The organism is Shewanella sp. ALD9, from assembly GCF_002836315.1.
Classification (GTDB): Bacteria; Pseudomonadota; Gammaproteobacteria; order Enterobacterales; family Shewanellaceae; genus Shewanella.
Window position 1 is genome coordinate 317,762 of the sequence record NZ_PJCD01000001.1, and the last position, 25,306, is coordinate 343,067.

General features: G+C 41.5%; 25 protein-coding genes. 11 read left to right on the forward strand and 14 right to left on the reverse strand.

Annotated features, from left to right (window positions below; genetic code table 11):
- Positions 1 to 155: 155 nt before the first annotated feature.
- Positions 156 to 905 (forward strand): class I SAM-dependent methyltransferase, encoded by a 750-nt coding sequence (locus CXF88_RS01505; RefSeq protein WP_101085022.1) that lies wholly within the window; start codon positions 156 to 158, stop codon positions 903 to 905.
- A 146-nt stretch (positions 906 to 1,051) separates the two neighbouring features.
- Here the strand turns inward: CXF88_RS01505 and CXF88_RS01510 are convergent, their stop codons facing one another.
- The 5 genes from CXF88_RS01510 to CXF88_RS01530 all read right to left on the reverse strand — a co-directional run bounded on the left by CXF88_RS01510 (position 1,052) and on the right by CXF88_RS01530 (position 6,264).
- Complete coding sequence (locus tag CXF88_RS01510) at positions 1,052 to 1,822, reverse strand: hypothetical protein (RefSeq protein ID WP_157822758.1); 771 nt, start codon at positions 1,820 to 1,822, stop codon at positions 1,052 to 1,054.
- 474 nt (positions 1,823 to 2,296) lie between these two features.
- Positions 2,297 to 2,575: a hypothetical protein gene (locus CXF88_RS01515; RefSeq protein WP_011639067.1), complete on the reverse strand. Its 279-nt coding sequence runs from the start codon at positions 2,573 to 2,575 to the stop codon at positions 2,297 to 2,299.
- A gap of 196 nt (positions 2,576 to 2,771) precedes the next feature.
- Positions 2,772 to 3,893 (reverse strand): alpha/beta hydrolase, encoded by a 1,122-nt coding sequence (locus CXF88_RS01520; RefSeq protein ID WP_101085024.1) that lies wholly within the window; start codon positions 3,891 to 3,893, stop codon positions 2,772 to 2,774.
- Positions 3,894 to 3,937: 44 nt separating this feature from the next.
- A complete protein-coding gene (locus tag CXF88_RS01525) occupies positions 3,938 to 4,711 on the reverse strand; it encodes an SDR family oxidoreductase (protein ID WP_242445078.1) in 774 nt (257 codons plus the stop codon).
- Positions 4,712 to 4,797: 86 nt separating this feature from the next.
- The gene (locus CXF88_RS01530) at positions 4,798 to 6,264 is read right to left on the reverse strand and encodes an NAD(P)/FAD-dependent oxidoreductase (RefSeq protein ID WP_101085026.1); all 1,467 of its coding nucleotides are present in this window, start codon (positions 6,262 to 6,264) and stop codon (positions 4,798 to 4,800) included.
- Between the two features lie 245 nt (positions 6,265 to 6,509).
- Here CXF88_RS01530 and CXF88_RS01535 point away from each other — a divergent pair, with 245 nt between their 5' ends.
- Positions 6,510 to 7,511, forward strand: coding sequence for an AraC family transcriptional regulator (locus CXF88_RS01535; RefSeq protein ID WP_101085027.1), 1,002 nt, complete (start codon positions 6,510 to 6,512; stop codon positions 7,509 to 7,511).
- A 155-nt stretch (positions 7,512 to 7,666) separates the two neighbouring features.
- On the opposite strand, the gene CXF88_RS01540 is transcribed toward CXF88_RS01535, so the two are convergent.
- The gene (locus CXF88_RS01540) at positions 7,667 to 8,281 is read right to left on the reverse strand and encodes an excalibur calcium-binding domain-containing protein (protein WP_101085028.1); all 615 of its coding nucleotides are present in this window, start codon (positions 8,279 to 8,281) and stop codon (positions 7,667 to 7,669) included.
- Positions 8,282 to 8,591: 310 nt separating this feature from the next.
- Between CXF88_RS01540 and CXF88_RS01545 the strand changes: the two genes are divergently transcribed.
- Both CXF88_RS01545 and CXF88_RS01550 read left to right on the forward strand, forming a co-directional pair.
- A complete protein-coding gene (locus tag CXF88_RS01545) occupies positions 8,592 to 8,978 on the forward strand; it encodes a carboxymuconolactone decarboxylase family protein (protein ID WP_101085029.1) in 387 nt (128 codons plus the stop codon).
- 162 nt (positions 8,979 to 9,140) lie between these two features.
- Positions 9,141 to 9,653: a hypothetical protein gene (locus CXF88_RS01550; protein ID WP_101085030.1), complete on the forward strand. Its 513-nt coding sequence runs from the start codon at positions 9,141 to 9,143 to the stop codon at positions 9,651 to 9,653.
- A 32-nt stretch (positions 9,654 to 9,685) separates the two neighbouring features.
- Here the strand turns inward: CXF88_RS01550 and CXF88_RS01555 are convergent, their stop codons facing one another.
- Entirely contained in the window at positions 9,686 to 10,579 is an 894-nt protein-coding gene (locus tag CXF88_RS01555; RefSeq protein ID WP_101085031.1) for an EamA family transporter, read from the reverse strand.
- Positions 10,580 to 10,725: 146 nt separating this feature from the next.
- Between CXF88_RS01555 and CXF88_RS01560 the strand changes: the two genes are divergently transcribed.
- Positions 10,726 to 11,217: a MarR family transcriptional regulator gene (locus CXF88_RS01560; protein WP_101085032.1), complete on the forward strand. Its 492-nt coding sequence runs from the start codon at positions 10,726 to 10,728 to the stop codon at positions 11,215 to 11,217.
- 83 nt (positions 11,218 to 11,300) lie between these two features.
- On the opposite strand, the gene CXF88_RS01565 is transcribed toward CXF88_RS01560, so the two are convergent.
- A complete protein-coding gene (locus CXF88_RS01565) occupies positions 11,301 to 11,552 on the reverse strand; it encodes a DUF2999 family protein (protein ID WP_101085033.1) in 252 nt (83 codons plus the stop codon).
- Between the two features lie 436 nt (positions 11,553 to 11,988).
- Between CXF88_RS01565 and CXF88_RS01570 the strand changes: the two genes are divergently transcribed.
- Complete coding sequence (locus tag CXF88_RS01570) at positions 11,989 to 12,720, forward strand: hypothetical protein (protein WP_101085034.1); 732 nt, start codon at positions 11,989 to 11,991, stop codon at positions 12,718 to 12,720.
- 376 nt (positions 12,721 to 13,096) lie between these two features.
- Here the strand turns inward: CXF88_RS01570 and CXF88_RS01575 are convergent, their stop codons facing one another.
- Positions 13,097 to 14,923 (reverse strand): S8 family serine peptidase, encoded by a 1,827-nt coding sequence (locus tag CXF88_RS01575; protein WP_101085035.1) that lies wholly within the window; start codon positions 14,921 to 14,923, stop codon positions 13,097 to 13,099.
- Between the two features lie 269 nt (positions 14,924 to 15,192).
- Here CXF88_RS01575 and CXF88_RS01580 point away from each other — a divergent pair, with 269 nt between their 5' ends.
- Positions 15,193 to 15,918, forward strand: coding sequence for an arginine N-succinyltransferase (locus tag CXF88_RS01580; protein ID WP_101085036.1), 726 nt, complete (start codon positions 15,193 to 15,195; stop codon positions 15,916 to 15,918).
- Positions 15,919 to 16,106: 188 nt separating this feature from the next.
- On the opposite strand, the gene CXF88_RS01585 is transcribed toward CXF88_RS01580, so the two are convergent.
- Positions 16,107 to 16,385 carry a peptidylprolyl isomerase gene (locus CXF88_RS01585; RefSeq protein WP_011639051.1) on the reverse strand — a complete coding sequence of 93 codons (279 nt, stop codon included), beginning with the start codon at positions 16,383 to 16,385 and terminating at the stop codon, positions 16,107 to 16,109.
- Positions 16,386 to 16,611: 226 nt separating this feature from the next.
- On the opposite strand from CXF88_RS01585, the gene CXF88_RS01590 reads away from it, so the two are divergent.
- Entirely contained in the window at positions 16,612 to 18,705 is a 2,094-nt protein-coding gene (locus CXF88_RS01590) for a prolyl oligopeptidase family serine peptidase (RefSeq protein WP_101085037.1), read from the forward strand.
- A 240-nt stretch (positions 18,706 to 18,945) separates the two neighbouring features.
- On the opposite strand, the gene CXF88_RS01595 is transcribed toward CXF88_RS01590, so the two are convergent.
- Together CXF88_RS01595 and CXF88_RS01600 are read right to left on the reverse strand one after the other, a co-directional pair.
- Positions 18,946 to 19,515, reverse strand: coding sequence for a hypothetical protein (locus CXF88_RS01595; protein WP_059747841.1), 570 nt, complete (start codon positions 19,513 to 19,515; stop codon positions 18,946 to 18,948).
- Positions 19,516 to 19,525: 10 nt separating this feature from the next.
- Entirely contained in the window at positions 19,526 to 20,347 is an 822-nt protein-coding gene (locus CXF88_RS01600; protein ID WP_101085038.1) for a cytochrome C, read from the reverse strand.
- A gap of 455 nt (positions 20,348 to 20,802) precedes the next feature.
- On the opposite strand from CXF88_RS01600, the gene CXF88_RS01605 reads away from it, so the two are divergent.
- Together CXF88_RS01605 and CXF88_RS01610 are read left to right on the forward strand one after the other, a co-directional pair.
- The gene (locus tag CXF88_RS01605; RefSeq protein WP_101085039.1) at positions 20,803 to 21,600 is read left to right on the forward strand and encodes a helix-turn-helix domain-containing protein; all 798 of its coding nucleotides are present in this window, start codon (positions 20,803 to 20,805) and stop codon (positions 21,598 to 21,600) included.
- A 4-nt stretch (positions 21,601 to 21,604) separates the two neighbouring features.
- On the forward strand, positions 21,605 to 22,123 hold the full coding sequence (locus CXF88_RS01610; RefSeq protein ID WP_101085040.1) for a hypothetical protein: 519 nt from the start codon (positions 21,605 to 21,607) through the stop codon (positions 22,121 to 22,123).
- A 67-nt stretch (positions 22,124 to 22,190) separates the two neighbouring features.
- On the opposite strand, the gene CXF88_RS01615 is transcribed toward CXF88_RS01610, so the two are convergent.
- Positions 22,191 to 22,820: a GPR1/FUN34/YaaH family transporter gene (locus CXF88_RS01615; RefSeq protein ID WP_101085041.1), complete on the reverse strand. Its 630-nt coding sequence runs from the start codon at positions 22,818 to 22,820 to the stop codon at positions 22,191 to 22,193.
- A 693-nt stretch (positions 22,821 to 23,513) separates the two neighbouring features.
- Between CXF88_RS01615 and CXF88_RS01620 the strand changes: the two genes are divergently transcribed.
- Positions 23,514 to 24,017: an ACT domain-containing protein gene (locus CXF88_RS01620; protein WP_101085042.1), complete on the forward strand. Its 504-nt coding sequence runs from the start codon at positions 23,514 to 23,516 to the stop codon at positions 24,015 to 24,017.
- An 80-nt stretch (positions 24,018 to 24,097) separates the two neighbouring features.
- Here CXF88_RS01620 and CXF88_RS01625 read toward each other — a convergent pair whose 3' ends face one another.
- Positions 24,098 to 25,249, reverse strand: coding sequence for a GGDEF domain-containing protein (locus CXF88_RS01625; RefSeq protein ID WP_101085043.1), 1,152 nt, complete (start codon positions 25,247 to 25,249; stop codon positions 24,098 to 24,100).
- Positions 25,250 to 25,306 lie beyond the last annotated feature (57 nt).

Below are 25,306 nucleotides of genomic sequence, written 5' to 3' on the forward strand. Positions count from 1 at the left end.
GGTATAGATACTTATTCACTGAAGTGGTTGTTTCACGCTAAACCTTGCTCATTCTGTGGTGAGTCGTTAGTGCTTATTGATTAGTTATTTCTCAATCGTGCGATTTGATATATGATGCGCCACCCTAAATTTGCCTATGTCGCCGATCCCTTTTTATGTCTACCAATGCCCTTTATACCGATTTGTCCGCTTATTACGATTTAATGTGTTGTGACATTAATTACCAGCAGCAAAGCAATAGCATAGTGCGCTTGCATCAGATTTTGGGTAACAGTGGTAAACAGCATTTAGATTTAGCCTGTGGAACGGGGCCTCATGTAAGGCATTTTATCGACTTAGGGTTTCAAAGTAGTGGCCTCGATATCAATCAGCCTATGCTCGATATTGCTATGCGTCGTTGCCCTGAAGCGCAGTTTAGTTTGCAAAATATGACTGAGTTTTATGTAGAAGAAAAACTCGATTTGATTACCTGCTTTTTGTACTCCATTCACTATTCTCCAGGTATCGAGGCACTTAAAGCCTGTATTGCCAGTGTGCATAAGGCATTAAATACCGGCGGCTTGTTTTGTTTTAACACCGTTGATAAACATAAAATCAATAACAAGGCGTTAGTGAGACACAGTGCCGAATTTGAAGATAGTCAGTTTGTGTTTGAATCGGGTTGGCATTATAGCGGTGAAGGTGAGATGCAGTCGCTCAATCTAAGTATTGGTAAAACTCAGTCTGATGCGACGCAGTTATGGCAAGATTCGCATGCGATGGTCGCCACCAGTTTTACTGAACTTGAAGCATTGTTAAGCCCGTATTTCGATATTCAAATATTTGAACACGATTACGACAAAATCATCCCTTGGGATTTGGCTTCCGGCAATGCCTTGTTTGTGTGTACGAAACGTGAGATTTAGTGGTTAAGTTTTTAGCTGCTATTTTCGGTAATGCTTATAAGCCTATATCCAGTTTCTTTAAGCTCTGATATTGCGTTTGATGGGTGAGAATCTTATGGTGTTTCGCCCCATCATTTTTAGCATAACGTTGTTGTTAAAATGATGTGTTAGTGACAGATATACTGATAAATGTATTTATCATCAACCTGATTTTCGGACACGGAAAAGGCACAATCACTGTTGGCAAGTGTCCGGATATACGCTTCAAACTTATCTTTTTCACCCATATCAGCAAAATGAAAAACACCTGTCGCAGACTTGATTGTCATGGGTATTGAGTTGTTAAAACCATCTCGTCCACCTTGAATGAAAAACGAACTAGAGACAATATCAAGCGATACATTCAAGAAGCTATTTTGTGGTTGATTAAATTCCTCGGTTGAATTGAAATCAATCGTTAAGAACACACCTAAATCATTCATGCTAGGGATTTGTATTGCCTTTAATGCCATGGAACTTGCCGCTTTTAACGCTGGAATGTGCTCTTTGAAATAAACATCATGCAGATCATTTCGTAAATAGCTTGCTTGTAGGAAGTCATAAATACTGCCATTACCGTCAATATGACCGGCATAAACAAGGTGCTTGTCTGTATAAGCTATAGGCATTTTAGCGATTGATGTAGGCAGAGTCCTAGCCGGTTGTAATTGATTTTTCTGTTCAGCTTTTTTGATGGTACTGACTAATTCATCTGTATATGAATAAAGTAAATTCACTTCGCGCTGTTCAATAGTCGACATGTCGATGGGATGCAAGATTGGTTTGGTATGATTATTTTGTTCAACTCGATATTTTTGAGCTACCTTATTTTTAATATCAACCACGATGATGTAAGGCAGCGTAAACTCTACAGCCTCTTTTAGGGCAGTTTGACTCATAGATAATTCTGAACAATCGTTACAAACCAATGTCTTAACGCTTGCAAAAACATTTGTAGATAATCCACACGCGAGCAGCGCGATACAAAGCTTAAATAACATCCGTTTCATCTACAAAATCCTTATTTATCTAAAGTATAACTATAATAAAGCAAACAATGAGAGCTGTCGGTCAGAGTCAGTGGACAGATTAAGCTTTTTAATAATGATTTGGAATGAATAAAGAAGGGGGAATAAATTTTTACAACTCGTTCAAGATAAGAGAATTGCTATTTAGTTAACAATATTTGTGCTACTTAAAATGCTTCTTGAAGTGAATTTAGGATTAAATGCTGTAGTGTTTTATGGCAGCAAGCCTGTTCGCTAGCAAACTTCACCAGCTTTCAAATACCGATTTTTATAGGCTAGAATGTATAAAAATAAGTATTTGAATGTGGTCAGCCATCATCATTAACAATGGCTGTTGATGGATTTTTACTGCGCGGTATCAGTAAATTCAGCTTGAACCTTGTCTAATTCTTGCTGATTTTTAAGCTCAACTTGTTGCTGTTTTTTAATACTGACTTCTTCTACAAGTGCCGCTTGTCTTTCTTTAAGACTGTGTTTCTCATCTTTGGTCAGAAACTTAAACGCTTTTTCATTGGCAAGTGCATACGCAACGACATCTTCGCCTTTTACTCTGCGTTCATCCACTCGTTTTGAAAAACGATCGTTATCTCGAGCTTTACGCTCTTCGGCATTTAACTTACTCATTGGTGTATCCTCATTAGTTAATCACGGTAGGGTTCACTACGCTCAGTCAAACAAATGAGAATTGCACATTCATAAAGCTGATCGGCGCATTTTAGCATAAGTTGGCTTGTTAGCCTGTAATACATGGCGTCTGAGTAAACTTTATCATCTGTTGGCGATTTCTAGAGTCGGTTTTGCTGTCAGTTACCTATAACGATCATTCATTAAAGCTGTTTAATGCCATTGCGATGTTATGAGTGGCTTGTTTGGCGCGCGGGCTGAGTTTTGTGATTGAAATAAAGCCATGCATGCAATCATCAAAATGCTGATGTTGTGTATTGATGCCTGCCGCTTTTAGGCGCTGGGCATATGCAATGCCATCGTCCCTTAATGGATCGAACCCAAGGGTTAAGATGTAGCTTTTTGGCGATTCGCTAATGTCTGCTGCTTGTAGTGGACTCACTAATGGCAGAGTGACTTCGTCGAGAGAGTGTAAATATTTTAACCTGAAATAATCCATTAAATCGCGGGTGAGTATTAACTGTTTATTGAAACGGCGATAAGACTCGGTTAAGCCTTGTAAATCTACCATTGGGTAGATCAAAAACTGAAATGCGGGTGTTACTTTTGCCTGTACTGGTAGTGATGTTTGCAGTGAATGTAAACCGATGATACACGCTAGATATCCGCCTGCGCTGTCACCACCCACGCCTATGTGCTGTGGATTAATATTAAGTTGTTGATGGTTGGCATTGATATAGTTCCACGCTTCGATAGCATCACAAATCGGGATGGGGAATTTATGTTCTGGAGCCAGTCGATAATCGACTGAGATAATGTTCATGTTGCCATGTTTAGCCAGATAGCGGCAAAAGTGATCGTGAGTGTTAATACTGCCAATAACGCCGCCGCCACCGTGAAAGTACACTAAGGTTTTTTGAGATTTGGTGGCGCTAGGATGGTAGATGCGAAGGTTTATTCTGTTAGCGATGGTATGGCTGCTATCGCTGGCGCTATGTTCGTTCAAAGGAATAGTGCCCAAAAGAGGAGTGCCAGTACTCACCGGGACCGTTAAATTAATCACCTTATCCATTTCAATTTTAGTCAGCCCCAGTACTCGGTCCATCGCTAGAAATACATATCTGAATAATGTGACTGGCAACTTGTATAGCGGCGCTAATGATAACCACTTGGCGACCATTAATTGCTTCGCTTCAAGCTTGGGCGCTTGTAGACGTCTGCCTTGTAGCGGTTCGTCTTGTGGTAGTTCGTTTTGCGACGGTTTGTCAGATGATGATGTGTCTTGTGACAATGGTGTTGGCTTATTAACGTTATCCATTTTTATGGCCTTTTATTATTGTTAACTGATTAAAACCACATGTTTTATCGACTTAGCCACTTCATCGCTAGGCGATTGATAAATGCCGGTGATACGTTACTTAATCTATGTAATAGGCCATAAAAAACACTGACCGTTCTATGGGTTTTAGGCTGTTTCACTTGTTTATCTATCACTGCGACTACGTGTTCAGCGGTGATGTTCACGCCGAGTCGTTGCATGACTTTGGCGCTGTTTTTCTGTGCTTTAAGCATATTGGTTGCCACAAAAGGTGGCATAACATCGCATACGCTGATGCCGTATTTTTTCCACTCAAGTTCCAGCGCCTCGGTAAGGGCTTTTACGGCAAACTTACTGGCCGAATAGCTGGCTAATTCTGGTACACCATAATCGCTGCTGGCTGATGACATATTGATAATAGTACTTGTGCCGGAATTTTTTAAATAGGGCCATGCAGCATGGCATAGGTTCATTACTCCAATGACATTGACACTTAATGTGCGCTGATGTTGTTCGATAGGGATTTCTTCAAAGGAGCCTATGTTCAATATGCCGGCATTATTAACTAATATGGCCAGGCAGTTATTATGTTCAGCACAAAATTTAGCCATAGCGTGTTGTACTTGTGAAAAATCACTGACATCCAGTTGAAACAACCTTATTCGAGTTCTATCCCATATATCGGTGGCTTGTGTTAATTGCGCCAAATTGATGTCGGCCATACCGACCCAGTAGCCCTTTTTGTGAAAGTGTTTTGCCGTCGCTAAGCCAATGCCGGAAGCTGCGCCGGTAATAAATATAGTATTTTTATTCATCATAAACCTGGTTATTTCTAGTATGAGTCAATCAGCACGAGTGAATCAATACGGGTGGATATGTAAGGGTGAAAAGGTGGCTAAGCCAACTAAAATGATCGGGTATTAAGGTGTTCCATCTGCGGCTGTTTCATTTCATCAACCCATCGCTGCCAAGTGTAGGGCCATAAAATTGGGTCGCCATCGGCATCTAAATACCAACTTTGGCATCCTCCAACCCAGCTAGTGTCTTTTAACCCTTCCTTTACGTAGGCATTAAAGTCGTCAATGGCTTGTTGCTTGGCTTCAAACTCATCAAATTCATGGTCACGCCATTTATCGATCAGTTTAATAACGTAGTCAGTTTGAACCTCGCTCATGGCGATAACGGAGAAGTTACCAATAGGTGTGTTGGGGCCGAGCATTAAAAAGAAGTTAGGGTAGTCGCTGAGTAACATTGACCGATAGGCTTTGATTTTATGAGCCCAGGCTTTATCAATGTGCAAATTGTTACGCCCAATGAGATTCATTGGGCGCATAAAATTAAATGCATTAAAACCGGTCGATAACACCAATACATCGAGGTCGTGATGTTTACCGTCTTTAGTGATAATGCCTGTTTCAGTTATGCGCTCAATGCCTTCTGTTATTAACTCAGCATTAGGTTTTTGAATGCCTTTATAAAAGGTGGTGTTGATAATGACCCGTTTGCAGCCTACTTGATAATGAGGTCGTAGCTTTTCGCGTAAGGTTTTGTCTTTAATGCTTAATTGTAAGTTGGCTTTACACAAAAAATTTAACGCATGCTTTTGGATAAAGTGTCCCGTGACTGCTTTGGTAAAAAAATGTTCTAGAAAAAACTTGCCCATATTGCGATGAATTTTGGTGATGATGGGAAAGCGAGCCATTAACTTTCTGTTGGTTTTTGAAAAGGTAAAATCGGGCAGATGCATTAGCCATTGTGGTGTGCGCTGAAAAACCGAGACCTTAGCTCCGGTTTTAATCAATTCGGGTATGGCCTGTGCGGCCGTTGACCCAGTACCGATAACTCCAACACGGGTTGAGGCGGATATGTCGACATTGTGGTTCCATTGGGCGGTATGGAATGTTGTACCTTTAAAATCTTTTAATCCGGGAATATCTGGAAATTGTGGATGATGCAAAATGCCGGTGGCGCACACAATAAAATCAGCGATGTAGGTTTGCTGTTGGCTGGTTTTTACCGTCCATTTGCCATTGGCATATTGTGCATCGGTAACGGCTTCGTTAAAGCGAATGTCTCGTTTAACATCATATTTATCTGCTACGTGCTCAAAGTATTGTTTAATCTCTGGTCCATGGGCAAAAAAGCGGCTCCAATTTGGATTAGGTTCAAATGAATAGGTATACATGTGAGCGGGTACATCACAAGCAGCTCCAGGGTAGGTATTTTCTCGCCACGTTCCGCCCACGCAGTCTTTTTTCTCCAGTACTACAATATCGGTGATGCCAGCTTGGCGTAGTTTAATGTCCATTAAGATGCCCGTCATACCTGCACCAATGATCACCACAGTAGGATTTCGTTTCACTTGGGTCATGATGCCCTCTATTCTTGTTATGGTTATTTATCAACGAGCTTGGTTGTTGTTAGCTTTTGTTATTAGCTTTTGTTATTCGTCATCGCTATTTTTACTTGTTACGTTGAGCATTCTTTCTGGATAACGGATCATTCAAACGTTGTTAATAAATTGTATTATCTATCCAGCATAGGAAACTATTGTTCATTGATCTACGCGCTAAAGGGACGTATATTTGTGATTTTAAGACATGGCGGCCTTAAGTTATGACATTTCGCAGCATTACCAGTGTGCAAATTATTGTTTCCTATGGCATTGAGCAGGGCATTGAGCAAGATCAGTTGCTGCAAGGGTCTGGTTTGGTGGAGGCCCAATTAACCGATCACGAGCAATTGGTTGAAGAAAAACAAGAATTACAGGTGTTAAATAACCTCATGCTCAATACTCCATGCCCATTCAAGGTTGGAATGGAGTTAGGCTGCCGTTATCACCTGACCAGTTATGGCATCATGGGTTATGCTCTATTGGCGAGCAGCACTGCGAGAAAGGCGATTGAATTAGGCTTACGTTATCTAGATTTAACCTATGTTTTTTCACAGATAACATTAACTGAGCTTAAAGATGATTTATCTCTAAGGTTCTCATGCGACATTCCTGGTGAGTTAGGTGAACTGGTGTTAGTTAGAGACATGTTGGGCGCTGCGATGATCCAACGAGAAGTATTTGAAAGTAATGACTTACCGATAAAATTGCAGTTTACGTCGCCTCAGCCCGCAGGCTTGTCACTCGAAGGTATAAAGCAAAAACTGGGTGCTGAGATCCAATTCAATGCTAGTTATAACGGTTTTACTGGATTAGCACCGCTATTAGATTTGCCATTATTAAAAGCCAATGAAGCTACCGCCAGATTATGTGAGGCGCAATGCAACCAGCTACTGCAACAAAAGCAAAACTGGAAACCTGTTGCTAAGTTGGTCAAAGACACCTTAGTACACTTAGGCTTAGCAGCATCAATGGAAGATATCGCCCAGCATTTGGCTCGAACGACTCGCACTTTACATCGTCAACTCACACTAGAACAAACCAGTTGGCGCCAAGTGCGTGACGATGTTCGTTTTGGCATAGCCGAAGCGCTATTATTAACGCCGATGCAACTTGATGAAATAGCCGAACGCCTTGGTTTTAGTGATGGGGCTAATTTTAGTCACAGCTTTAAACGCTGCAAAAATATGACCCCAAGCCAGTATCGAAAGCAGGCAAAAAAATAGCGATAGCCGCCTGTGCCAAATAGATAAAGGCTAGCTGGAACTTTATGCCTCAGCCTAGAATCTAAAGACTCATACCTAGGGTCTAGGATTTAGCACTCTAGTGCCCAAGCAAGCGGTTAGCCAAAACCTGCTTTCTATGACTTATTCCTTAATGTTTAATTACAGAACTGCCTTTCACATGGGACTCCGTCCCCATCACCATCCATTTCAGTTCCTGGACAGTTGCGGGTGTAAAAGGTTGCTTCTGCACATGAGCGCATTTGGCTGCAGTGTGTTTTACCGGCTTCGCATCTGAACTGTGGTTGTAGATTGATTGAGCTTGGTTTTGATACGGTTGGTGTCCACTCCATCTGTTCAACATTCTCATTGGTCAGCACTGGCGTAGCGGTCATTTTTTGATATTGTTTATAACCGAAAATACCAACCCCAAGTAGGATAATAAGCATGATTACGCGGCCAAGTACGGGGCTTGAACGGTAGTTTTCGTCTTGATGAGATGGGCTGTTTCGATGATGTTGACCAGTGTGAGAAGCTGGACGGGTTGTGTTAGACATAACAGCCACGCCTTCAATACTGGCTTTTACTGCTTTGACTTTGCCATCGGGTTGGTTCTCGCGATGAAATAGTATCTCATCGCCAACAATAGGCTTTCTGGCCATGTGCTTTAGGGTTGAGATGTGAATAAAGACATCTTGATTTTCACCGGTTTCTGGCTTGATAAAACCAAAGCCTTTTTCGGTATTCCAACGAACTAACGTGCCTCTTTCCATGGCGATACCATATCCTTGATAGTCATTAAGTTAATAAAAATCATGATGTAGAATCATGCTTTTAAATCAGTAACATAATACCTATAACTGCAGTGTTTTAGCCAGTAATTTGATTGAGTTTATAGATAGAGTCATAAAATATATCCGCTACGCTTACCTGCTAAGGTAAAAACTGAACTGATATCTACTTGGGCAAATTATCAACTGGCTACAACAAAAGCGTGGTGTTATTTAAGATTAAGTTTAACGTGTATATAGACATGATTATTTTTAATGAATTGACCAAAAGTGAAAATAGAAGGGGCCACAGATGAATGATGAACAATACCAAAAAGGGCTTGAGGTACGTCGCCAGGTGATGGGGGACGCTTATGTCGATAAAGCGCTTAGTAATGTCACTGATTTTACTCAACCATTGCAAGCGTTAGTCACTGCAAATTGTTGGGGTGAAGTCTGGGTGCGTGATGTTATTTCTAAGCAAACGCGCAGCCTAATCACTATTGCAACATTGGCAGCATTAAAGGCGCCAACTGAATTAAAGGGCCATGTTCGAGGGGCATTACGTAATGGATGTTCTATTGAAGAAATTCAGGAAGTATTGCTGCATTCAACCGTTTATTGCGGCATGCCGTCTGGTATTGAGGCTTTTCGGGCTGCTAAAGAAGCCATCGAGGAATGGCAGCTAGAGAATAGCTAGCTAATGAGATGCTTATGGTATTTTGCTTTGGGTAAAATGAGGGTACAGTAATCACATTAGCTTTTTAATGCTGTGAATTATTATTTGAATTTGGCAACAAGCAATCCTTTTGCCATTTGGCTGCGTATAAAAGAATCGGATATTTATAAACAAGGATTACAGATGCGTTTTTTAATGATTATTGCCGTTTTACTGCTGAGTGCTTGTAGCACCAGTTATCCCAATCAGTCTATTACAGGGCAAGATTTTCCATCGGTAACAGGTCAAACACTTGAAAACGAGTCGATGGCTTTACCTGAGGATTTACAAGGTAAATTGTCGCTGTTGTTGATTGGTTACAAGCAAGATTCACAGTTTGATATTGATCGCTGGTTGATTGGCTTAGACATGACTCAAACTCAAGTGTCGGTATATGAAGTTCCGACTATTCAGGGATTGTTTCCTAGAATGTTCAGTCCTCTGATTAATAATGGCATGCGTGCAGGCATACCTAAACCATTATGGAAAGGTGTGGTCACCATCTATAAAGATGGCGACCAAGTACAAGCCTTTACCGGTAATGAAAATCCAAATAATACTCGAGTCGTGTTGCTCAATGCGCAAGGTAAAGTCATTTACTTTTATGACCAAGGCTTCTCTGTCGATGCGCTCAATCAGTTAAGAGCTCTGCTTTAGTTATTAGCTCAATGACTCGCCCATAGGCTCAGTTAATCGCTCGCGGTAGTACTGAGCTTTTTTGGACGCAGTAGCTGAATTAATGTTGGCGCGATAGAGGCTAAAATCATCCCACTCATTAATAAATATTGGTGTGATGTATATGATTCGCCTATTAATACTAGGCCACAGACGATGCCCGCTATCGGATTGGCAATGCCGCCAAATGTGAAGTCGACCACAGACATACGTTGCAGTAACCACACATACATACTGTAACCGAGTACGGTGTTGAGCAATATTATCCAGCTTATACCGAAGCCATTGGTCAGGCTAAATTGGCTGACCACATTGAGATATTGTTGTGGTGAAAATAGCGCCTGAATACCAGCGACAACGAATAGCAATGTACCGCCGATAATCAATTGCCAGGTGAGTATCGTCCACCAATGAATGCGCGACCCTAACGCTTTGGTCATTGTGCTGCCGATAATTATGCAGCTGATTGCGGCAAACATTGCGACTAATCCTATGGGGTTTAAGCTAATGGAGCTAGGGTCAAACAGCATCCAAGCTAAGCCAATTAACACCGCACCAGAAAGTGCTTGTAGCAAATTAGGACGTTTTTTACTGACTACCCAATGAAATAACATCGCAAAAACCGGTACTGAAATCATCCCGATACCAGAAATAGCCGATGGCAGCGTCAGTGCCATGATAAAAATCAAACTGAAAAACACTGCAATGTTAATGGCACCGAGTTTAATTAAAATAGACCAGTCGGTTTTGTGCGGTCGGCTCGGTTTAATCGCCAGTAAGATAAGCCCAGCAGGCAGCGCACGAAGGGCACCGAGTAATAATGGTGGCCAGTCTGGCAAAGTAAGCTGGGTCATCGCATAGGTGGTACCCCAAAAAAATGCAGGGATCATGGCCAGTAAAATATTCATAAACTACCTTTATATTAAATATCTTCATGTAAAGATAAGTGCTAATTCTGGACTGATAAGTTATTTTTGTAAAGTACCTTTTTATGAAGTATCTTTACGTTAAGTTTTTAAGTTATGTTTTGAGTGCAAAATGATAAGGGTGAGGTATGGAGGATATTGATAGAGTCGTAGCGCAATGGGGCGAACAAAAGCCGCATTTAGATACCGAGCCAATGGCGATTCTTGGGCGTTTTTTGCGTTTGCAAAAACATATTGAGGCTGAAATATCAACTTGTCATAAGCAGTTTGACCTGACCATGGGTGAGTTTGATGTGCTGGCGACATTAAGACGTAATGGTAAACCTTACACCTTAACCCCTTCAGCGTTATTATCGTCGATGATGTTAACCTCTGGCGCGATGACAAATCGCTTAGATAAGCTTGAATCTAAAGACTTAATTGCCCGTGTACACAGCACTGAAGACAGGCGCAGTGTATCGGTAGCTTTGACTAAAAAAGGTCTTGCCACAATAGATGAAGCGATTGAGGAGCATGTAAAGGTTCAACACCAACTGGTGGCAAATCTTTCTGACATTGAACAGCCCGAGCTTAACCAATTATTCAAAACCTGGTTAGCAGGCTTTGAAGGTAATCAATAGCAGTCGTGATCGGATAAATCAAAAACGGCCAGCATCTTAAGATACTGGCCGTTGTTGTTTGTGCATTTTTAATGGCTTAGTACTTATGGTTGTAGCTGCGCTTTTGCTGCTTCAACTTTAGAAAAATCTAGTCCTAACTCTTCAACTGCTTCTTTGATTAAGGCTGGGTTTTGCATCACCATGCCCATCAACTGTTGTAGCTTTTCTGCAGGAATACCTAATTGACCAATAGTTGCCATTGCTGCGAATGGGTTTTCAGTTAACGTCTGGAACAACTCATTAATTTGTACGTCACTGATATTGTGTTCTTTGAAGATGGCAAGAATCGGGTTCATTGCTATACCTTGTAATGTTAATGGACTAAGTTGTGATTTTATCACGTTTTCACAATACTGGTGCAAGCCTCATTATCTATTCATGATAACTGTCGATATGATTGATGTAATGTTTAAGGCCTCTGAGCAGCCGCTACTATTAACGTCAGTCTAGTGATTCAGTCTCGTCTCTATGCTTCATGACTCTATCTTAATTGCTCTGTCTTATTACTCTACAAAATATCAACTACTTGAAATAACTACATGAATAAAGATCTGTAATAATTCATAGGCTTATTCATGCCTGCTTGGTGTTGAGTTGAGGGATTATAGTGATAGTTCATCATGCCTATATTAACGGCGATGAATTATTGATTGAGTTTACAATATTGGCGTTTATACTAAGCCCGGTATGGCATGGTGCTGTATGTTTTGTTTAACTACACGGATGTTTTATATGGATATTGTTACCCTTTGTATTACCGTTGTTATTTCTCAACCGTTAATTGTGTATTTGGCATTTTATAAAGATACCGGTCTGACAACGAAAAAAAACGAGTTTTATCAATCCTTTTTAGTTATTCCCCCCAGCTTTGCTTTCTTCTATCTAGACCAATATTGGTATGCGTTAAGTTTACTGGCTGCAGTCACGTTATTCGGTCTGCTATTGGCCAAAATGGTTAATCATAAGGCAAGTCATCCTATTGTTCGAGATGATCTCATCTCATTCGGTATTGCGTGGTTGATAATATTCGGCATAGGTCATTTTATTGCAAGTTTGTTTACAGACTCAAGTCCAGACATCGCTGTAACACCAGAAGTTACGGCGGTAACAATACAACAAGGAATGTACTCCGCATTATCAATTTCACTGCTTTATTTAGCGATTATGCTGGTGGTATTTTTTGTCCGAGTCTTAGAGAAAAAATATATAACCAAAGAAAAATTTAGCGACTTTTTGCTACTCATTTGTAGTGTTATCGGTGGCGCGCTTCCCGTCATGGGCGACTATTTTATGTTGAGTATGATGCTAAACTTTTTTATCTTGTTTTATATCAGTGGAATAATTATTCGCTTAGATGGGACCGGTCCTTCTAGTGGGGCCGTTGGTTTTATTTTTGGCTATTTATTTATGATGGGTGCAGGAGTTTGTCTGTTGATCAAAGGTGGAGCTTGGTTGTTTGGTTAGCCTTTACTCAGCATAAAGCTCATTATTCAGCTGCCGATGTTGTACTAGCATTTCAATACGCCTAATGACAAGAAAGGGATATAAAAAAGCTAGATTATTTTGTGGTGAATGTTGGGTTTTGCACTGCGTTTTTAAGGTTGTTTCTACGATTTAACATGCTTGCAATAAGGGCTTGGTATTACCGCTTGGTACTTGTTATGTTATGCAGGGTTATGACTATTAACGTGATGTTAATGGGGCTTTTATAGGATCAGCAAAGCACAATTGAGGTGTGACATTTAGTGGTTTAAAAATAAAAAATCATCTCAAATTGAGATGATTTTTTGTTCGGATTATTTAAGCTATAGCCTCATTAATAACGATTGTTTCTAGCTAATTAAAACGTGACACTTTTTTCTGCACTACAAGTGGCTGTAGATGATTCGCATACTTGATAAGTGTATGTTCCACCGCCTTTTGCTGAAATGCTATCTGTATAGCTACCGTCATTTGCCGTAGTGGTTACTTTGCTGTTGTTGCGGAAAATGTCTACATTGGCTGAACTTGCACCGCCAAAGGCTAAATCAACTTGGTTAACGCCTTTCGATTTATAACCATTAAGTGACAATGTAATATCGCCGCCCGTTGGTGGCGGAGTTACCCCACCGCCTGCACAGCCATTACTTGATAAATAAGCATCTGCAGCAGCAGCTTGCACAATACCATAACCAAAGTAGTCATCTTTACCTGATGCTCCGGCGTCTAACGCTGTGGCTTTAAGTGCTGCACGGATTTCACTGCCCGTACATTCGTTATGTTGTGACCATACTAAAGCTGCAATTCCCGACACAGCAGGAGTGGCCATTGAAGTACCACTCATAAAGCCAAAGTCCGATGTACCAATATCAATATTTGCAGTTGCCGCATTCACTAAGGCTGATCTGTCTTCAAATGCAGCCCCAACAGCAGGAATACTTGTGGCATTAGTATCGCCTAATGTCCCGTATAACATGCCTGGTTCGTTATTAATAATAATGGCACCGACACCACCAGATGCTTCACAGTTAGCGACTTTATCGTAAAACGAAATTACACCACGGTCGATCACACATATATTGCCGTTAGCACCTGAGTTAGTTGACTCAGCGGTACCCATATAAAAAGTGTTACCCACTACTGAACCGGCGTTTTCCATTGCCGATGAGGAAAGAGCGAATCCGTCTGCTGATAAATTTGACGCAGTAGCTTGTCCTGCTGGATAGGTTGAAAGGGTATCTACACCGCCGGCAGAAACTTCAACACAAATGGTTTCATCAGTTGTGACTCTGCGACCTTTACCCGATGTACATGTCGGGAACTGAGAAAAATCTGCAATAACGTTATTACTATCATTGGCACCAATCATCATCACTGACGAATAACCTGCAGGGTATGAACGTACATTATTGCCATCGTTACCTGCAGCGGCAATGACGAGTCCACCTGCATCGCTGAAGCTTTGGAATGCATTTGATTCTGTTGAGTTTGAACCGCCGCCACCTAAACTCATGCTAATGATATTGGCGCCCGCTTGTGAACAAAGATTTGCAGCTTGAGCTAAATCAGATGAGTAACCCCATCCGTCGGCGTTAAAGACTTTGATGATGTGCATATCAACACCAGGAGCCATGCCAATAACGCCAAAACCGTTATCTGCAGCGCCAATGGTTCCTGCTACGTGTGTACCGTGTGGGCCACCATTTTCGTCCCAGTTGCCCGTACCGCTGTCGTTGTTACCGGTAATATTATTCCACACAAAATCAGCATTACTGCGATCGAGACCTGAGTCGATTACACATACCTTGATGCCTGCATTAGGGTTAAAGGTGACCTGATTTGCTTGTGATTGGTAAACTGCATAAGGTGTTATTTGGGTTGCCATTGGATTACCAATGTCGTCAGCAAAACCCATTAAATGACGTCGTTGATCTTCTTCAACTAACTTAACGTGTGGGTTATTGAGTAATCCCCTAACTTGATCTAAATCTTTGCCGGTAAATGTCGCGGCGATAAAACCTTCACCATCAACATTAATTTGTGCACCTAATTTTTTGGCAAGAGCTTTTACAATCCCTTTTTTTTGCGGGTCAACTTGAATGACATAACGGTCGTCGCTTGCTTGTACTTGGGCCGTTGCTGTAAGTCCAAGAGCTAATAGTGACATTGAAATGGTTGATAGTTTCATAGAGTAAGCATTCCTATTTGTTATTATTTTGTGGTTGTTAACTCTGCTTTATAGACATCTCTGGATCACATCTCTGGATCACATCTCTGGATCTTAGTCTTCAGCAGTTAAACTATTTCTACATTTATTTTGTAACATAAAACCCACTTAATTAACAAATTATTAACCATGTGTATTTTAGATCTAACCATAAAACTGATTTTTATTTGCTGTTTAGTCGAGCAGGGCATTACCATGATGCACAATAAGAGAATAGCAAAGGGCATATCATGCGAGCTTTATCAATCAATGGATCACCACCACTCAGTCTGCAACGTGGAGCCTCTGGAGCCAAACTGTTACTGATTATTGCAGCAACAATGCTTGTTACAGCAGGGCTGACATTTTTTATTATCCGCACTTATATCTTTCCGTCACCGCTCACCCCGGTTAGCTTAAATGCTAAAGAAGAGCAACAATTGGATCAAAAACTGACTCGGTTAGGTTGGCAAGTTGAACCTCGCTCAGCGGTTACAGCATCAAGTGGTGATTCCCGTGCAGCTGATAGTGCTAGTGAAAATAGTGATGAGTTAACCCCTGAAGCGTATCGTGAGTTTGACGCTGATCGGCAAGTGACATTTAGTGAGAAAGAAGTGAATTCGATGATTGGCCGTAATCCTGATTTTGCTCGGCGTGTCGCGATTGATTTTTCTGATAATTTAGCCAGTGCCAAAATGCTGATCCCGATCCCAGACGACTTTCCGATTATGGCTGGGGAGATTTTACGCGTGAATACTGGGCTTGATATTCATCTTGATGCTAATCGTCGTCCAGTTGTTGCGCTAGTTGGCGTGAGCTTAATGGGCGTGCCTATTCCGAATGCGTGGCTAGGAAATATGAAAAACGTCAATTTGGTCGGTGAGTTTGGCGATCGCGGCTTTTGGAATGCTTTTGCTGATGGTGTAGATGATATTCAAATTCGTGATGGCGAGTTGTCGATCAAACTGCGCAAGTAAATATTGTAAGTCGTTGGTGTTTTGAAAAGTGGGCGTTGATATCAAGCCCACTTTCGCCTTGAAATATCACGGATGAAAACCGTTCACCTCTTATCTTATCGCTAGACTGCTCTGGACTCATTCATCTTATGTGTGATTGATTCTAAGCGCGACTATTGTCGACGCGCTATTCCTCAGACCGACTATTGCTAGGTGCGATAAAGTACCTTCACCACATGCCAGCCAAATTTAGTTTTGACGAGGTGTGGCGTAATGAGCTCGCCGTTGAAACAGACTTTATCGAATGGTGGCACCATTTGCCCCTTTTTAAACTCGCCCAAATTACCGCCGCTTTTGGCCGAAGGACAGCTAGAGTGCTTTTTGGCTAATACATCAAATTTAGCACCATTATTAAGCTGCTTGATGATGTCTTCAGCCTGAGTCTGATGTTTAACTAATATATGTAATGCTGCTGCGGTTTTGGCCATGTTGGTGCCTGTATTTATTTGTTTGAATGGGTAGAACAATGTTTAGCGCGACATTATACCTGCTTAGTCGACCAAATTGGCATGATAATCTAGCAATAATTTGCTCTGTTATGGGGCTTGCCTGTTACAGTTTGCTCTCCTTATCGATTGAACATCTACATGGATCCTATAAAGTAGATGCATGCTAGTAAAATGCCGCGAGCAAATAACAAAAAGGAAATTTTTAATGCTTAAGCGAATCATACCCCTATGTATAGCGAGTGCGATGACAATGGCAACACCAGTAAATGCAGAAGAAGACAAATATATTTGGTTAGAAGATGTTGAAGGCGCCAAGCCGCTGGCGTGGGTTAAGCAGCAAAATGCCGTATCTGCAACTCACATTAAGGCTTACTCAGGTTTTGATAACTTGGTGTCAAACAGCCTAGAGATTTTAAACGATAAAGCCCGTATTCCTTATGCCACTCGTATTGGCGATTATTTGTATAATTTTTGGAAAGACGAAACCCACGAGCGTGGTATTTATCGTCGTACCACACTAGCGGAATATGCTAAGGCTGAACCCAACTGGGAAACCGTGCTTGATATCGATGCCCTTGGTAAAGCCGAGGGGGTTAATTGGGTGTTTAAAGGCATTGAATGTCAATACCCACAAAACGAGCGCTGCTTTGTGTCGTTGTCTCGTGGGGGCGCAGATGCCGCTGAGGTGCGAGAATTTAATTTAACCGCAAAAGCGTTTGTCGACAGCACTCAAAAGCCGTTTGTGTTGGCTGAAGCTAAGTCAAGGTTAAGCTGGATTGATAAAGATACCGTGTTTGTCGGAACTGATTTTGGTGATGCGCAAAGCATGACGGATTCAGGCTATCCAAGTGTGGTTAAATTATGGAAACGCGGCACACCGTTGTCTGCAGCCAAATTAGTGTTTAGAGGTGATAAAGCCTCCGTTGCCGTGTCGGGTTATGTGATGTTTGATGATAAAACACCGCTGAATATCGTCACAGAAAGTTTAACCTTCTACACCGCTAAACATTATGTTTATCAAGATAGTAAGTTAGTGTCGCTGCCTATTCCTAAAGATGCCGATTTAAAAGGTTACTTTAAAGGTCAGCTATATATAGAGTTAAAAAGCGATTTAGTCACCCCAAAAGGTACTTTCAAACAAGGTGCCATTGTTTACACACCCGTTGATAAACTCATTGCGCAAAAACCTGAGTTTAGTGAACTGGTATCGCCAACGAAGCATGCTTCTATTTCACAAGTCGCATTTAGCCAGAATGCCATTTTTGTCACTTGGCTGGATGATGTAAAAAGCAAACTTGTACGATACATGCAAAACGATAAAGGTGAGTGGCAAAGCAAATCTGTGCCATTTGAAGCCAATGGCACCTTAAGTGTGTTTGATGTTGAACGTGATAGTGATGATTTTTTTGTTAATTACACCAGCTTTTTAGAACCAGCCAGTTTATATCGCTTAAATGGTGCCAGCTTAAAAGCCGATAAAATTAAAGCCATGCCGCAACAATTTAGCGCCGATAAGTTTGTCACGAAACAGTACTTTGTTAAGTCAAAAGACGGCACAAAAGTGCCTTATTTTGTAGTGATGGCTAAAGACATTAAACTCGATAGCAGTAACCCAACATTACTTTATGGTTATGGCGGTTTTGAAGTATCGCGCTTACCAGCCTATTCGGCCACTATTGGTAAAAACTGGTTAGAGCAGGGCGGTGTTTATGTACTGGCTAACATTCGCGGTGGTGGAGAATACGGCCCAGCCTGGCATCAAGCAGCGTTAAAGCAACATCGTCATAAAGCGTATGAAGACTTTGAAGCCATTGCTGAAGACTTAATTGCTCGTAAAATTGCGTCAAGCAAGCATCTTGGTATTCAAGGTGGTAGTAATGGTGGTTTGTTAATGGGCGCAGCGTTTACTCGTCGTCCTGAACTGTATAACGCCGTAGTGTGCCAGGTGCCATTGTTGGACATGAAGCGCTACAACAAGTTATTAGCCGGTGCCAGTTGGATGGGCGAATACGGTAATCCTGATATCGAAGAAGAGTGGGCATACATTAAAACCTATTCGCCATATCACAACTTAAAACAAGGGGTTAAATACCCTAAAGTGTTCTTTACTACGTCAACACGTGATGACCGTGTACACCCAGCGCATGCGCGTAAAATGGTGGCGAAAATGGAAGACATGGGCATAGATGTGTTGTATTTTGAGAACATTGAAGGTGGCCATGCTGGCGCGGCAGACAATACTCAGGCCGCCGAGTTAAGTTCAATGGTTTACGCATACTTAATGCAACAGCTTCGTTAAATTTATCAGTAGCCAGTGTTGAATAAAAAAGGGTTTCAGCGCTGTTGAAACCCTTTTTTTGTTTTCAATATTCACAGCTGTACAGCGTTAAACTGTTTATTTAAGCCCAGTTTTGTATATTCAAGCCGTGCTGCGAAAATGATAAAAAGAGCCGCAGTGTAGTACTGCGGCAAATAGCCTGAAGCTAATGAGCACAAGTGGTCTTCTCTCGCCATTAGCCGGGGGGAGGCTGAATGATGATTAATTGCTTGGGTCAATCAACTCAATTTCATTACTGGCAAGCGCGCCCTTAATTTGAACCGCAACCTTAAAGACCATTTCAGCATTTGCCGATGCTTTACTTTGTAAGTCGAGATCGCTCACATTAAAAGTATATTTACCCGCAGTATCTGTCGCTTCTAATGTGCCTGTACAGCTGTCGGTGGCTGTACTATCGCATTGATAGTTTTGAGTGACATGCCAACGTTTCCAAGCTTTAGGCTTTATGGAAGGTGAGGCTGGGTCAGGAAAACCAAAATACACAATATCGTAATTGGCTACGTTCGTTAGCGCTTCACCTTCACTATTAGCAACAGTGAATGATAGTGCGCCAGTGATGGAGTCAAATGTGTCGAGTTTAACCACCACAGTGCTGGCATCATCAATACTCACGCCATCAACAACAGGCGGTACAACGACTACTGGTGGCACAACAACAGGGGGAATAACAACCACTGGTGGCTCAGTGACAACTTCGTCATCATTGTCGCTATTACAGCCAAAGATTAACAATGAACTCGCTAATATGGCGCTAAGATATTTAACCTTCATGATGCGCTCCTTAATTGTAATGCCCTGTGTGACAATTGGTACATTCCATATCCGTTTTCACGCTAGCTGCAGAGCCCATCGTTTCGGTAACGCCATGACAAGACTGACATGCTTGCGCTTCAGCAGACGGTTTTGCTTCTGCTAATACTGAAATATCTTCACCGGCATTGGCACGATTGAGTAAATCAACAATATAAAAAGCCATGCTGGCAGAGAGGCGTTTGCAACGTTCACCTTTTAACGCAAAAGGCTTTCCAGATGCCGCAGACCAATTACTAATAGATGAATGGCACAGTGGGCTGTTAGCAATAGAGGTTTTACCTACTTCGAGTGATTTAGCATCTGTAGAGCCAATGCCCGCAATGAACTCAGCAGATGATAACGGTAAATCGTTGGTTTCGTAGTAACGGAACGATGCACCAATAATGGCGCTGTTTTGACCATTAATATCGTCAAGGAAATTAATCAACATACCGGCAGCATTAAGGTTGCCACATAATGTTCCCTGGCCAACTACGCCTGCCCAACCATAACCTGCTAATGCGGTAGGGATAGTGGCAAACTTACTGGCGTCTACGCTGCCAGATGCCGCTAGCATAGTCACAATGGCGTGAAATACTTGGTGCATACAACCGCCACCCGTTTCATAGGCAAGTTTTGCTGTTTGCATCGCATCAAGTGGCGCATATTTAAGTTTTTCACCAAGTTCTAAACGGTAGTTGCCATCTGCGTCTGTGGCAGCAAATGCAGATGTGCCTAATAACGTTGCCCCAGCTGCTGCAGTGCTTAAACCAATAATTTGTGTCAATGCTTGACGTCTGTTTATGCTCATAATAATCACCCTTTACTCATCGTTATTTTATTATTCCCAATCTCTAGTGTTGGGGGTTTTGAGTTGCTAGTAAAAATGGGTTAGCAACTTGATGTGGTAACAATAAGCAATGGAGCAATTAAAGATGTGATTCAAGACAGATAAAAATAGCGGCTTGAAATGAGGTTTTTTAGTGATTGTGGCATCGATTTATTGAAGCTGAATGTGCTTAACGTCATAGGATTTTGTGATGTGAGTCTCACTATTTTGCACATTTATGCATTTTTGCAGCCGTTTAGTGTGTTTTTAAAATCATGAAATGATGTGATGTCGCTCGCAAATTTATCAGTTTGCACATTTAAAGACTTACTTTTACTAAGGAATAAAGCGCTTAGGTATAAGGATCACAGATTTCATAAGATTTTATGCATACACTTCAGTATGTCGAAGTTAGGTCAATTATTGAGGCGGTCTACATGCAATTGGGACATTGCAGGTTCAGTGTCGACAAAGGGGAGTTAATTAACCAGGAAACCGGAGTGGTGTGGCATCTTCCCAGAGCCGAGTTACATGTGCTGACATTATTGGTCGAGTATCAAGGGAAAGTTGTTGCTAAACCATTATTAGAGTCGGGTCATGAAGACGATTCACATTTGAGTTCAGCGTCAGTCGCCAGGGCTATTTTTACCTTACGCTCTTTTCTTGGACCACAATATGAAACGCTTATCGAAACAGTAAAAGGCCAAGGCTATTTGCTGAGGCATCATCGTGCCCGTAAAGAAACCGACAATAAATTAGCCCGCGTAGTCATTCGGCCATTACAAGCTTTGCTGGTGGTTATTGCAGTTGTTAGCGTGTCGCTGGTAAGCCTATGGTGGTTTAATCAATTTGGCCATGCTGTCAGCCCAACTATGCCGTTGAGTATAGAAACGGTGAGCTTAAATTCGGGCCAGCAAGTAGATGTGATTCTGTATTCAGCTTCAAACACCAATAATGAGTTACTGATTGGTCAAGGACAACTGCTCACACAAAGTTTATTAGGTTGTGCTGAAACGGTATGGAATAAAGCTTTTTTATCGTTATCTCATGACAAGCAAGTACTGAACATTACCCTCAGAGGTGATTATTTGGGCCAGTCTATTATTCGTAATTTAAAAATTAGCGACTTACGCCAACCTAAGCGATTTATCAATTCAGCATGGCTTGAACAAGTGAACATTTGCGACTCATTACCTGTTCGACTCGCTTCATCTCATCGATCTCAGGGGCATTAGTGCAATGGCAAGAAAAGGATTATGGGTAATCAATATTGTCATTCTATTGTGTTTGCTGGCCAGTATTGGCGGCATTTACTCGTTAACATCCAAGACTCCGAGTTTTATGCTGAGCTGCAGTTCAGAACTGTTTAATCATGAAGTTGGCGCTGCAGATAGCGATCATTATTTATTGGTCGATCTCGTTTCTAAAGATGGTTTAGCCCAAATTAATTACCGCTATTATGACTTAGAGGGCAATTCAGCTGGCACATTAGCGATGACGGGTAGAGTGAATAGAATTGATGCTCAAAGGCAAATGTACGATATTTCAGTGACCACTAAACAAGAGTATTTAGGCGGGGGCAGTCTCGATATACCGGCACATTATGAATATTTGTCGTATGTTAGCGGAATAAATTTAAACAAGAATGGTATGCACTCATTAAGTCTTCAGGTATTGGAGCGCGATGAAACAAAAGATTATGCAGTGGTTTTATTTCAGCCGAGTAATACCGTGTGTGGCTGTCGTTTGGTGCATTAATTTATGCAAACAAAAAGGTCGATGCAATGCATCGACCTGTTAAGTATTTAACCCGAGCTCGGGTTATTTATGCTTTAACCGAGTGTAAGGTTACTTTTTCCGCTTCAGTTGCTTGGGGCTGAACCTGAGCTTTAGTCTGAGTTAACTCCCCAACAGGTAAAATAGTGCGACCATATTCAGCGTTAAGCACTTGGGCCATGGCAAAGTAAATAGCGCTTGCTCCGCAAAAAATACCTTCAAATCCTGCAATAGTGCCAAGCAGTGCATTATCGGTAAAGTCGCGTGCGGCCAATAAGAAAAACAGGATGGTTAATGAACCAAATATTACTTGTTTTGCTCGTGGATAACGTAACGATCCCACAAACATAAAGGCAGTAAAGGTGCCCCACAGCGTTAAATACCAACCCATAAAGTGTGCTGGACTGGCGGCTACGCCCATATTTGGCATTAAAATAATACCCACTAAGGTTAACCAAAATAAGCCGTATGAAGTAAACGCGGTGGTGCCGAAGGTGTCGCCACGCATAAAGCACATCATGCCGACAATCACTTGGCCAATGCCACCGTAGAAAATCCCCATTGCGAGGATCATCGAATCAATTGGAAAATAGCCAGCATTATGGATATTGAGCAGTATGGTTGTCATGCCAAAGCCCATTAATCCTAATGGTGCAGGATTCGCTAATTTTGTAGACATCATGTTCCCTTAATGGAAAGTTTTAACGCCGATATAACGGCGCTAAAGATTAATTTACACCCCGATTGGGCAAGGCGCGCATTTTAGAGAAAGCGTCTACGGGTAGCAATAAGCAGCAATAGGGATGAATAGCTAATCGTAAAGCAAGTTATTCATTATTAAAAACAATGACTTAATTTATGTTTTGTATTTAATAGTGTAAAGCTAAACTTAATTTTTCCAATAAGTTATTTAAATTCAAACAGATACTGAAAGCACATGCGAGTGGGGTGATATTGTGCAAGTTGTTGCGGTTAGTGCGACAGGTGTCAAAAATAGCATTGTTCTGCTATTCACTAGGGCGGTTAAGTGGTGACTGATGCGGAGTATTCTGTGATGTAAGCGATACAAATTCACTAAGTTTGGTGTGGCTTGCAAAAATAACATTTACAGCAAAAATCATCTCTATGGCCAATAATTTATGACTAACCCCGGCTCTCTTCTGCTATAACGTTGAGCATTATACCAACCATTTTCACCTGCTCGATGACATAATCTATTGGTATGTTTGGTTGTTGATGACAACTCATTTGTTTGATTTGTGTGCTAGACCACAGACGTGCTTTCGCGTGATAGCTAGTCTGTAATTAGGCTTTAATTAAAACCACATTAAATATACCAACATCATTGTGGTTTATTGGGATCGGAGGTTATATGCAACATAGGTTTATCACTACTGTATTAGGGACTTTAAAGCCCAATCTTCTGCAATCACTTGCTCAAGTTAGCCGTGAAATAGGCGCAAGTTGGGAAACCAGTAAAGTCATTAAACTCGACGGACAATTTGTGGCCATGATGCGGGTAATGATAGATGTCGATAAGGAAGCGGCGTTAAAACAAGCATTAGAGCAGCAGTTTTCACAATTAACGTTTGTCTATGCTGAGTACGATCGTGAATCTAAACATCTATCGCCAGAATGTAAACTCACTTTAGATTGCAATGATCGCTCGGGCTTAACCCATGACATGAATCAAATTTTAGCGGATCTTGAAGTCAGCGTAGACCACCAAGAATGTTACCGTGTACAAGTCACCAGTTTAGGTAAAACGGTGTATAGCGCTAAGCTGACATTAAGATTACCGGAGAATGTGACTATCGCACTGTTAATTTCCCAGCTTGAAACATTAAGCGATAATATTCGAATAGAAGTTAACTAACCTTCTCTTAATCTGGGCAATCGTTCATCGTTTTAGGCAGTGGCTTCGATTCACAAAGGGTTAGTTATCCTTAACGGAGGTTAGCTAAACACGACTTTGTTTCTGCCACTGCTTTTGGCTTGATATAACGCACTGTCGGCGAGATCGATAGCTTGCTCTATCGTTATGTCTTGGTTACTGAGTTCAACGACCCCAAAACTGGCGGTTATGCTAATTTGCTGGCCGCAATACACAATAGGTGTTTGGTTAATCATGGCTCTTAATCGCTCGGCAACATTGATAGACTCTTGATAATTGCTGCGCTCGATCAATATAACAAACTCTTCACCGCCCATGCGGCCGATTAAGTCGTCTTTTTTTATATGTCGTTTAATTAACTGGGTAATGCTGATTAATACTTGATCGCCGCCAGCATGGCCGAACTGATCGTTAATGGCTTTAAACTTATCAATGTCCCAGTAAATGAGGCATGCATGTTGCGGCTGCTTTTGTAGCTCAAGTAATTTTTGTTTTGCGTGGCTATAAAATCCCCGACGATTAAAGCAATCAGTCAATGAATCTGTCATCGCCAGCAACTTCATTTCTTCGGCCAAATCAGAAGCCAGCATATAAATCACAAATACTGACATACCAACATAAGCCGCAGGTAGGGCGGTAAAGTTAACAATGGCGTAGAGCTTGATAAGTTCCACATCCATCTCTTTACCTTGGAATAGCGCGATACTCGCTGCAACAAATATGCACATGGCAAATATGAAATGCATTAACGACGCACCAATTTCGGCTGGCCGTGATTTGGTGCGATGCTTAATAATCACCACACTAGTGATCATCAACAACAGCACATCAACGTATAAATACAACGACATTCTTAAGCCTAGATGTGGGCTAATATAAGTAAAGTAATAGGTTAGCGCCATCCCACATATGCCTAGGCCAAGCAATGTTGCAGGGTGGATTTTAGTGTTAGTGCGTAAACAATGTCCCCATGTCCCGAGCACCACCGACAGCATGGATACACTGCAGCCGATCATCCAATACAGGTTATGAGAAAGAAATAGGCTTTTAAATAAACTATTAGCCCACAGCACAGTCGAGGCTAAAAAAGACAAAGAAAACATCAACGCATATTTTTGCTTACCCATGGTTTGCCAGGTCATGAAAAAGATTATCGACAGTAAAATGCTAGAAAAAAACAAGGTGATTAAAATATACGTAAACGGACTTTCCATATGGTGACTTCCTAGCTTATGGCTTTGTTTATACAAACCCAAAACGAAGCTATGTTT

What these genes read in the sequence shown, in the direction of transcription:
- CXF88_RS01615 (WP_101085041.1), bottom strand. Translation starts at nt 22,820, where the DNA reads ATGTCTACAAAATTAGCGAATCCTGCACCATTAGGATTAATGGGCTTT.
- CXF88_RS01610 (WP_101085040.1), top strand. Translation starts at nt 21,605, where the DNA reads ATGGCAAGAAAAGGATTATGGGTAATCAATATTGTCATTCTATTGTGT.
- CXF88_RS01595 (WP_059747841.1), bottom strand. Translation starts at nt 19,515, where the DNA reads ATGAAGGTTAAATATCTTAGCGCCATATTAGCGAGTTCATTGTTAATC.
- CXF88_RS01625 (WP_101085043.1), bottom strand. Translation starts at nt 25,249, where the DNA reads ATGGAAAGTCCGTTTACGTATATTTTAATCACCTTGTTTTTTTCTAGC.
- CXF88_RS01585 (WP_011639051.1), bottom strand. Translation starts at nt 16,385, where the DNA reads ATGGCCAAAACCGCAGCAGCATTACATATATTAGTTAAACATCAGACT.
- CXF88_RS01530 (WP_101085026.1), bottom strand. Translation starts at nt 6,264, where the DNA reads ATGACCCAAGTGAAACGAAATCCTACTGTGGTGATCATTGGTGCAGGT.
- CXF88_RS01540 (WP_101085028.1), bottom strand. Translation starts at nt 8,281, where the DNA reads ATGGAAAGAGGCACGTTAGTTCGTTGGAATACCGAAAAAGGCTTTGGT.
- CXF88_RS01520 (WP_101085024.1), bottom strand. Translation starts at nt 3,893, where the DNA reads ATGGATAACGTTAATAAGCCAACACCATTGTCACAAGACACATCATCA.
- CXF88_RS01535 (WP_101085027.1), top strand. Translation starts at nt 6,510, where the DNA reads ATGACATTTCGCAGCATTACCAGTGTGCAAATTATTGTTTCCTATGGC.
- CXF88_RS01545 (WP_101085029.1), top strand. Translation starts at nt 8,592, where the DNA reads ATGAATGATGAACAATACCAAAAAGGGCTTGAGGTACGTCGCCAGGTG.
- CXF88_RS01505 (WP_101085022.1), top strand. Translation starts at nt 156, where the DNA reads ATGTCTACCAATGCCCTTTATACCGATTTGTCCGCTTATTACGATTTA.
- CXF88_RS01515 (WP_011639067.1), bottom strand. Translation starts at nt 2,575, where the DNA reads ATGAGTAAGTTAAATGCCGAAGAGCGTAAAGCTCGAGATAACGATCGT.
- CXF88_RS01565 (WP_101085033.1), bottom strand. Translation starts at nt 11,552, where the DNA reads ATGAACCCGATTCTTGCCATCTTCAAAGAACACAATATCAGTGACGTA.
- CXF88_RS01525 (WP_242445078.1), bottom strand. Translation starts at nt 4,711, where the DNA reads ATGATGAATAAAAATACTATATTTATTACCGGCGCAGCTTCCGGCATT.
- CXF88_RS01510 (WP_157822758.1), bottom strand. Translation starts at nt 1,822, where the DNA reads ATGAGTCAAACTGCCCTAAAAGAGGCTGTAGAGTTTACGCTGCCTTAC.
- CXF88_RS01575 (WP_101085035.1), bottom strand. Translation starts at nt 14,923, where the DNA reads ATGAAACTATCAACCATTTCAATGTCACTATTAGCTCTTGGACTTACA.
- CXF88_RS01605 (WP_101085039.1), top strand. Translation starts at nt 20,803, where the DNA reads ATGCAATTGGGACATTGCAGGTTCAGTGTCGACAAAGGGGAGTTAATT.
- CXF88_RS01590 (WP_101085037.1), top strand. Translation starts at nt 16,612, where the DNA reads ATGCTTAAGCGAATCATACCCCTATGTATAGCGAGTGCGATGACAATG.
- CXF88_RS01550 (WP_101085030.1), top strand. Translation starts at nt 9,141, where the DNA reads ATGCGTTTTTTAATGATTATTGCCGTTTTACTGCTGAGTGCTTGTAGC.
- CXF88_RS01600 (WP_101085038.1), bottom strand. Translation starts at nt 20,347, where the DNA reads ATGAGCATAAACAGACGTCAAGCATTGACACAAATTATTGGTTTAAGC.
- CXF88_RS01555 (WP_101085031.1), bottom strand. Translation starts at nt 10,579, where the DNA reads ATGAATATTTTACTGGCCATGATCCCTGCATTTTTTTGGGGTACCACC.
- CXF88_RS01570 (WP_101085034.1), top strand. Translation starts at nt 11,989, where the DNA reads ATGGATATTGTTACCCTTTGTATTACCGTTGTTATTTCTCAACCGTTA.
- CXF88_RS01620 (WP_101085042.1), top strand. Translation starts at nt 23,514, where the DNA reads ATGCAACATAGGTTTATCACTACTGTATTAGGGACTTTAAAGCCCAAT.
- CXF88_RS01580 (WP_101085036.1), top strand. Translation starts at nt 15,193, where the DNA reads ATGCGAGCTTTATCAATCAATGGATCACCACCACTCAGTCTGCAACGT.
- CXF88_RS01560 (WP_101085032.1), top strand. Translation starts at nt 10,726, where the DNA reads ATGGAGGATATTGATAGAGTCGTAGCGCAATGGGGCGAACAAAAGCCG.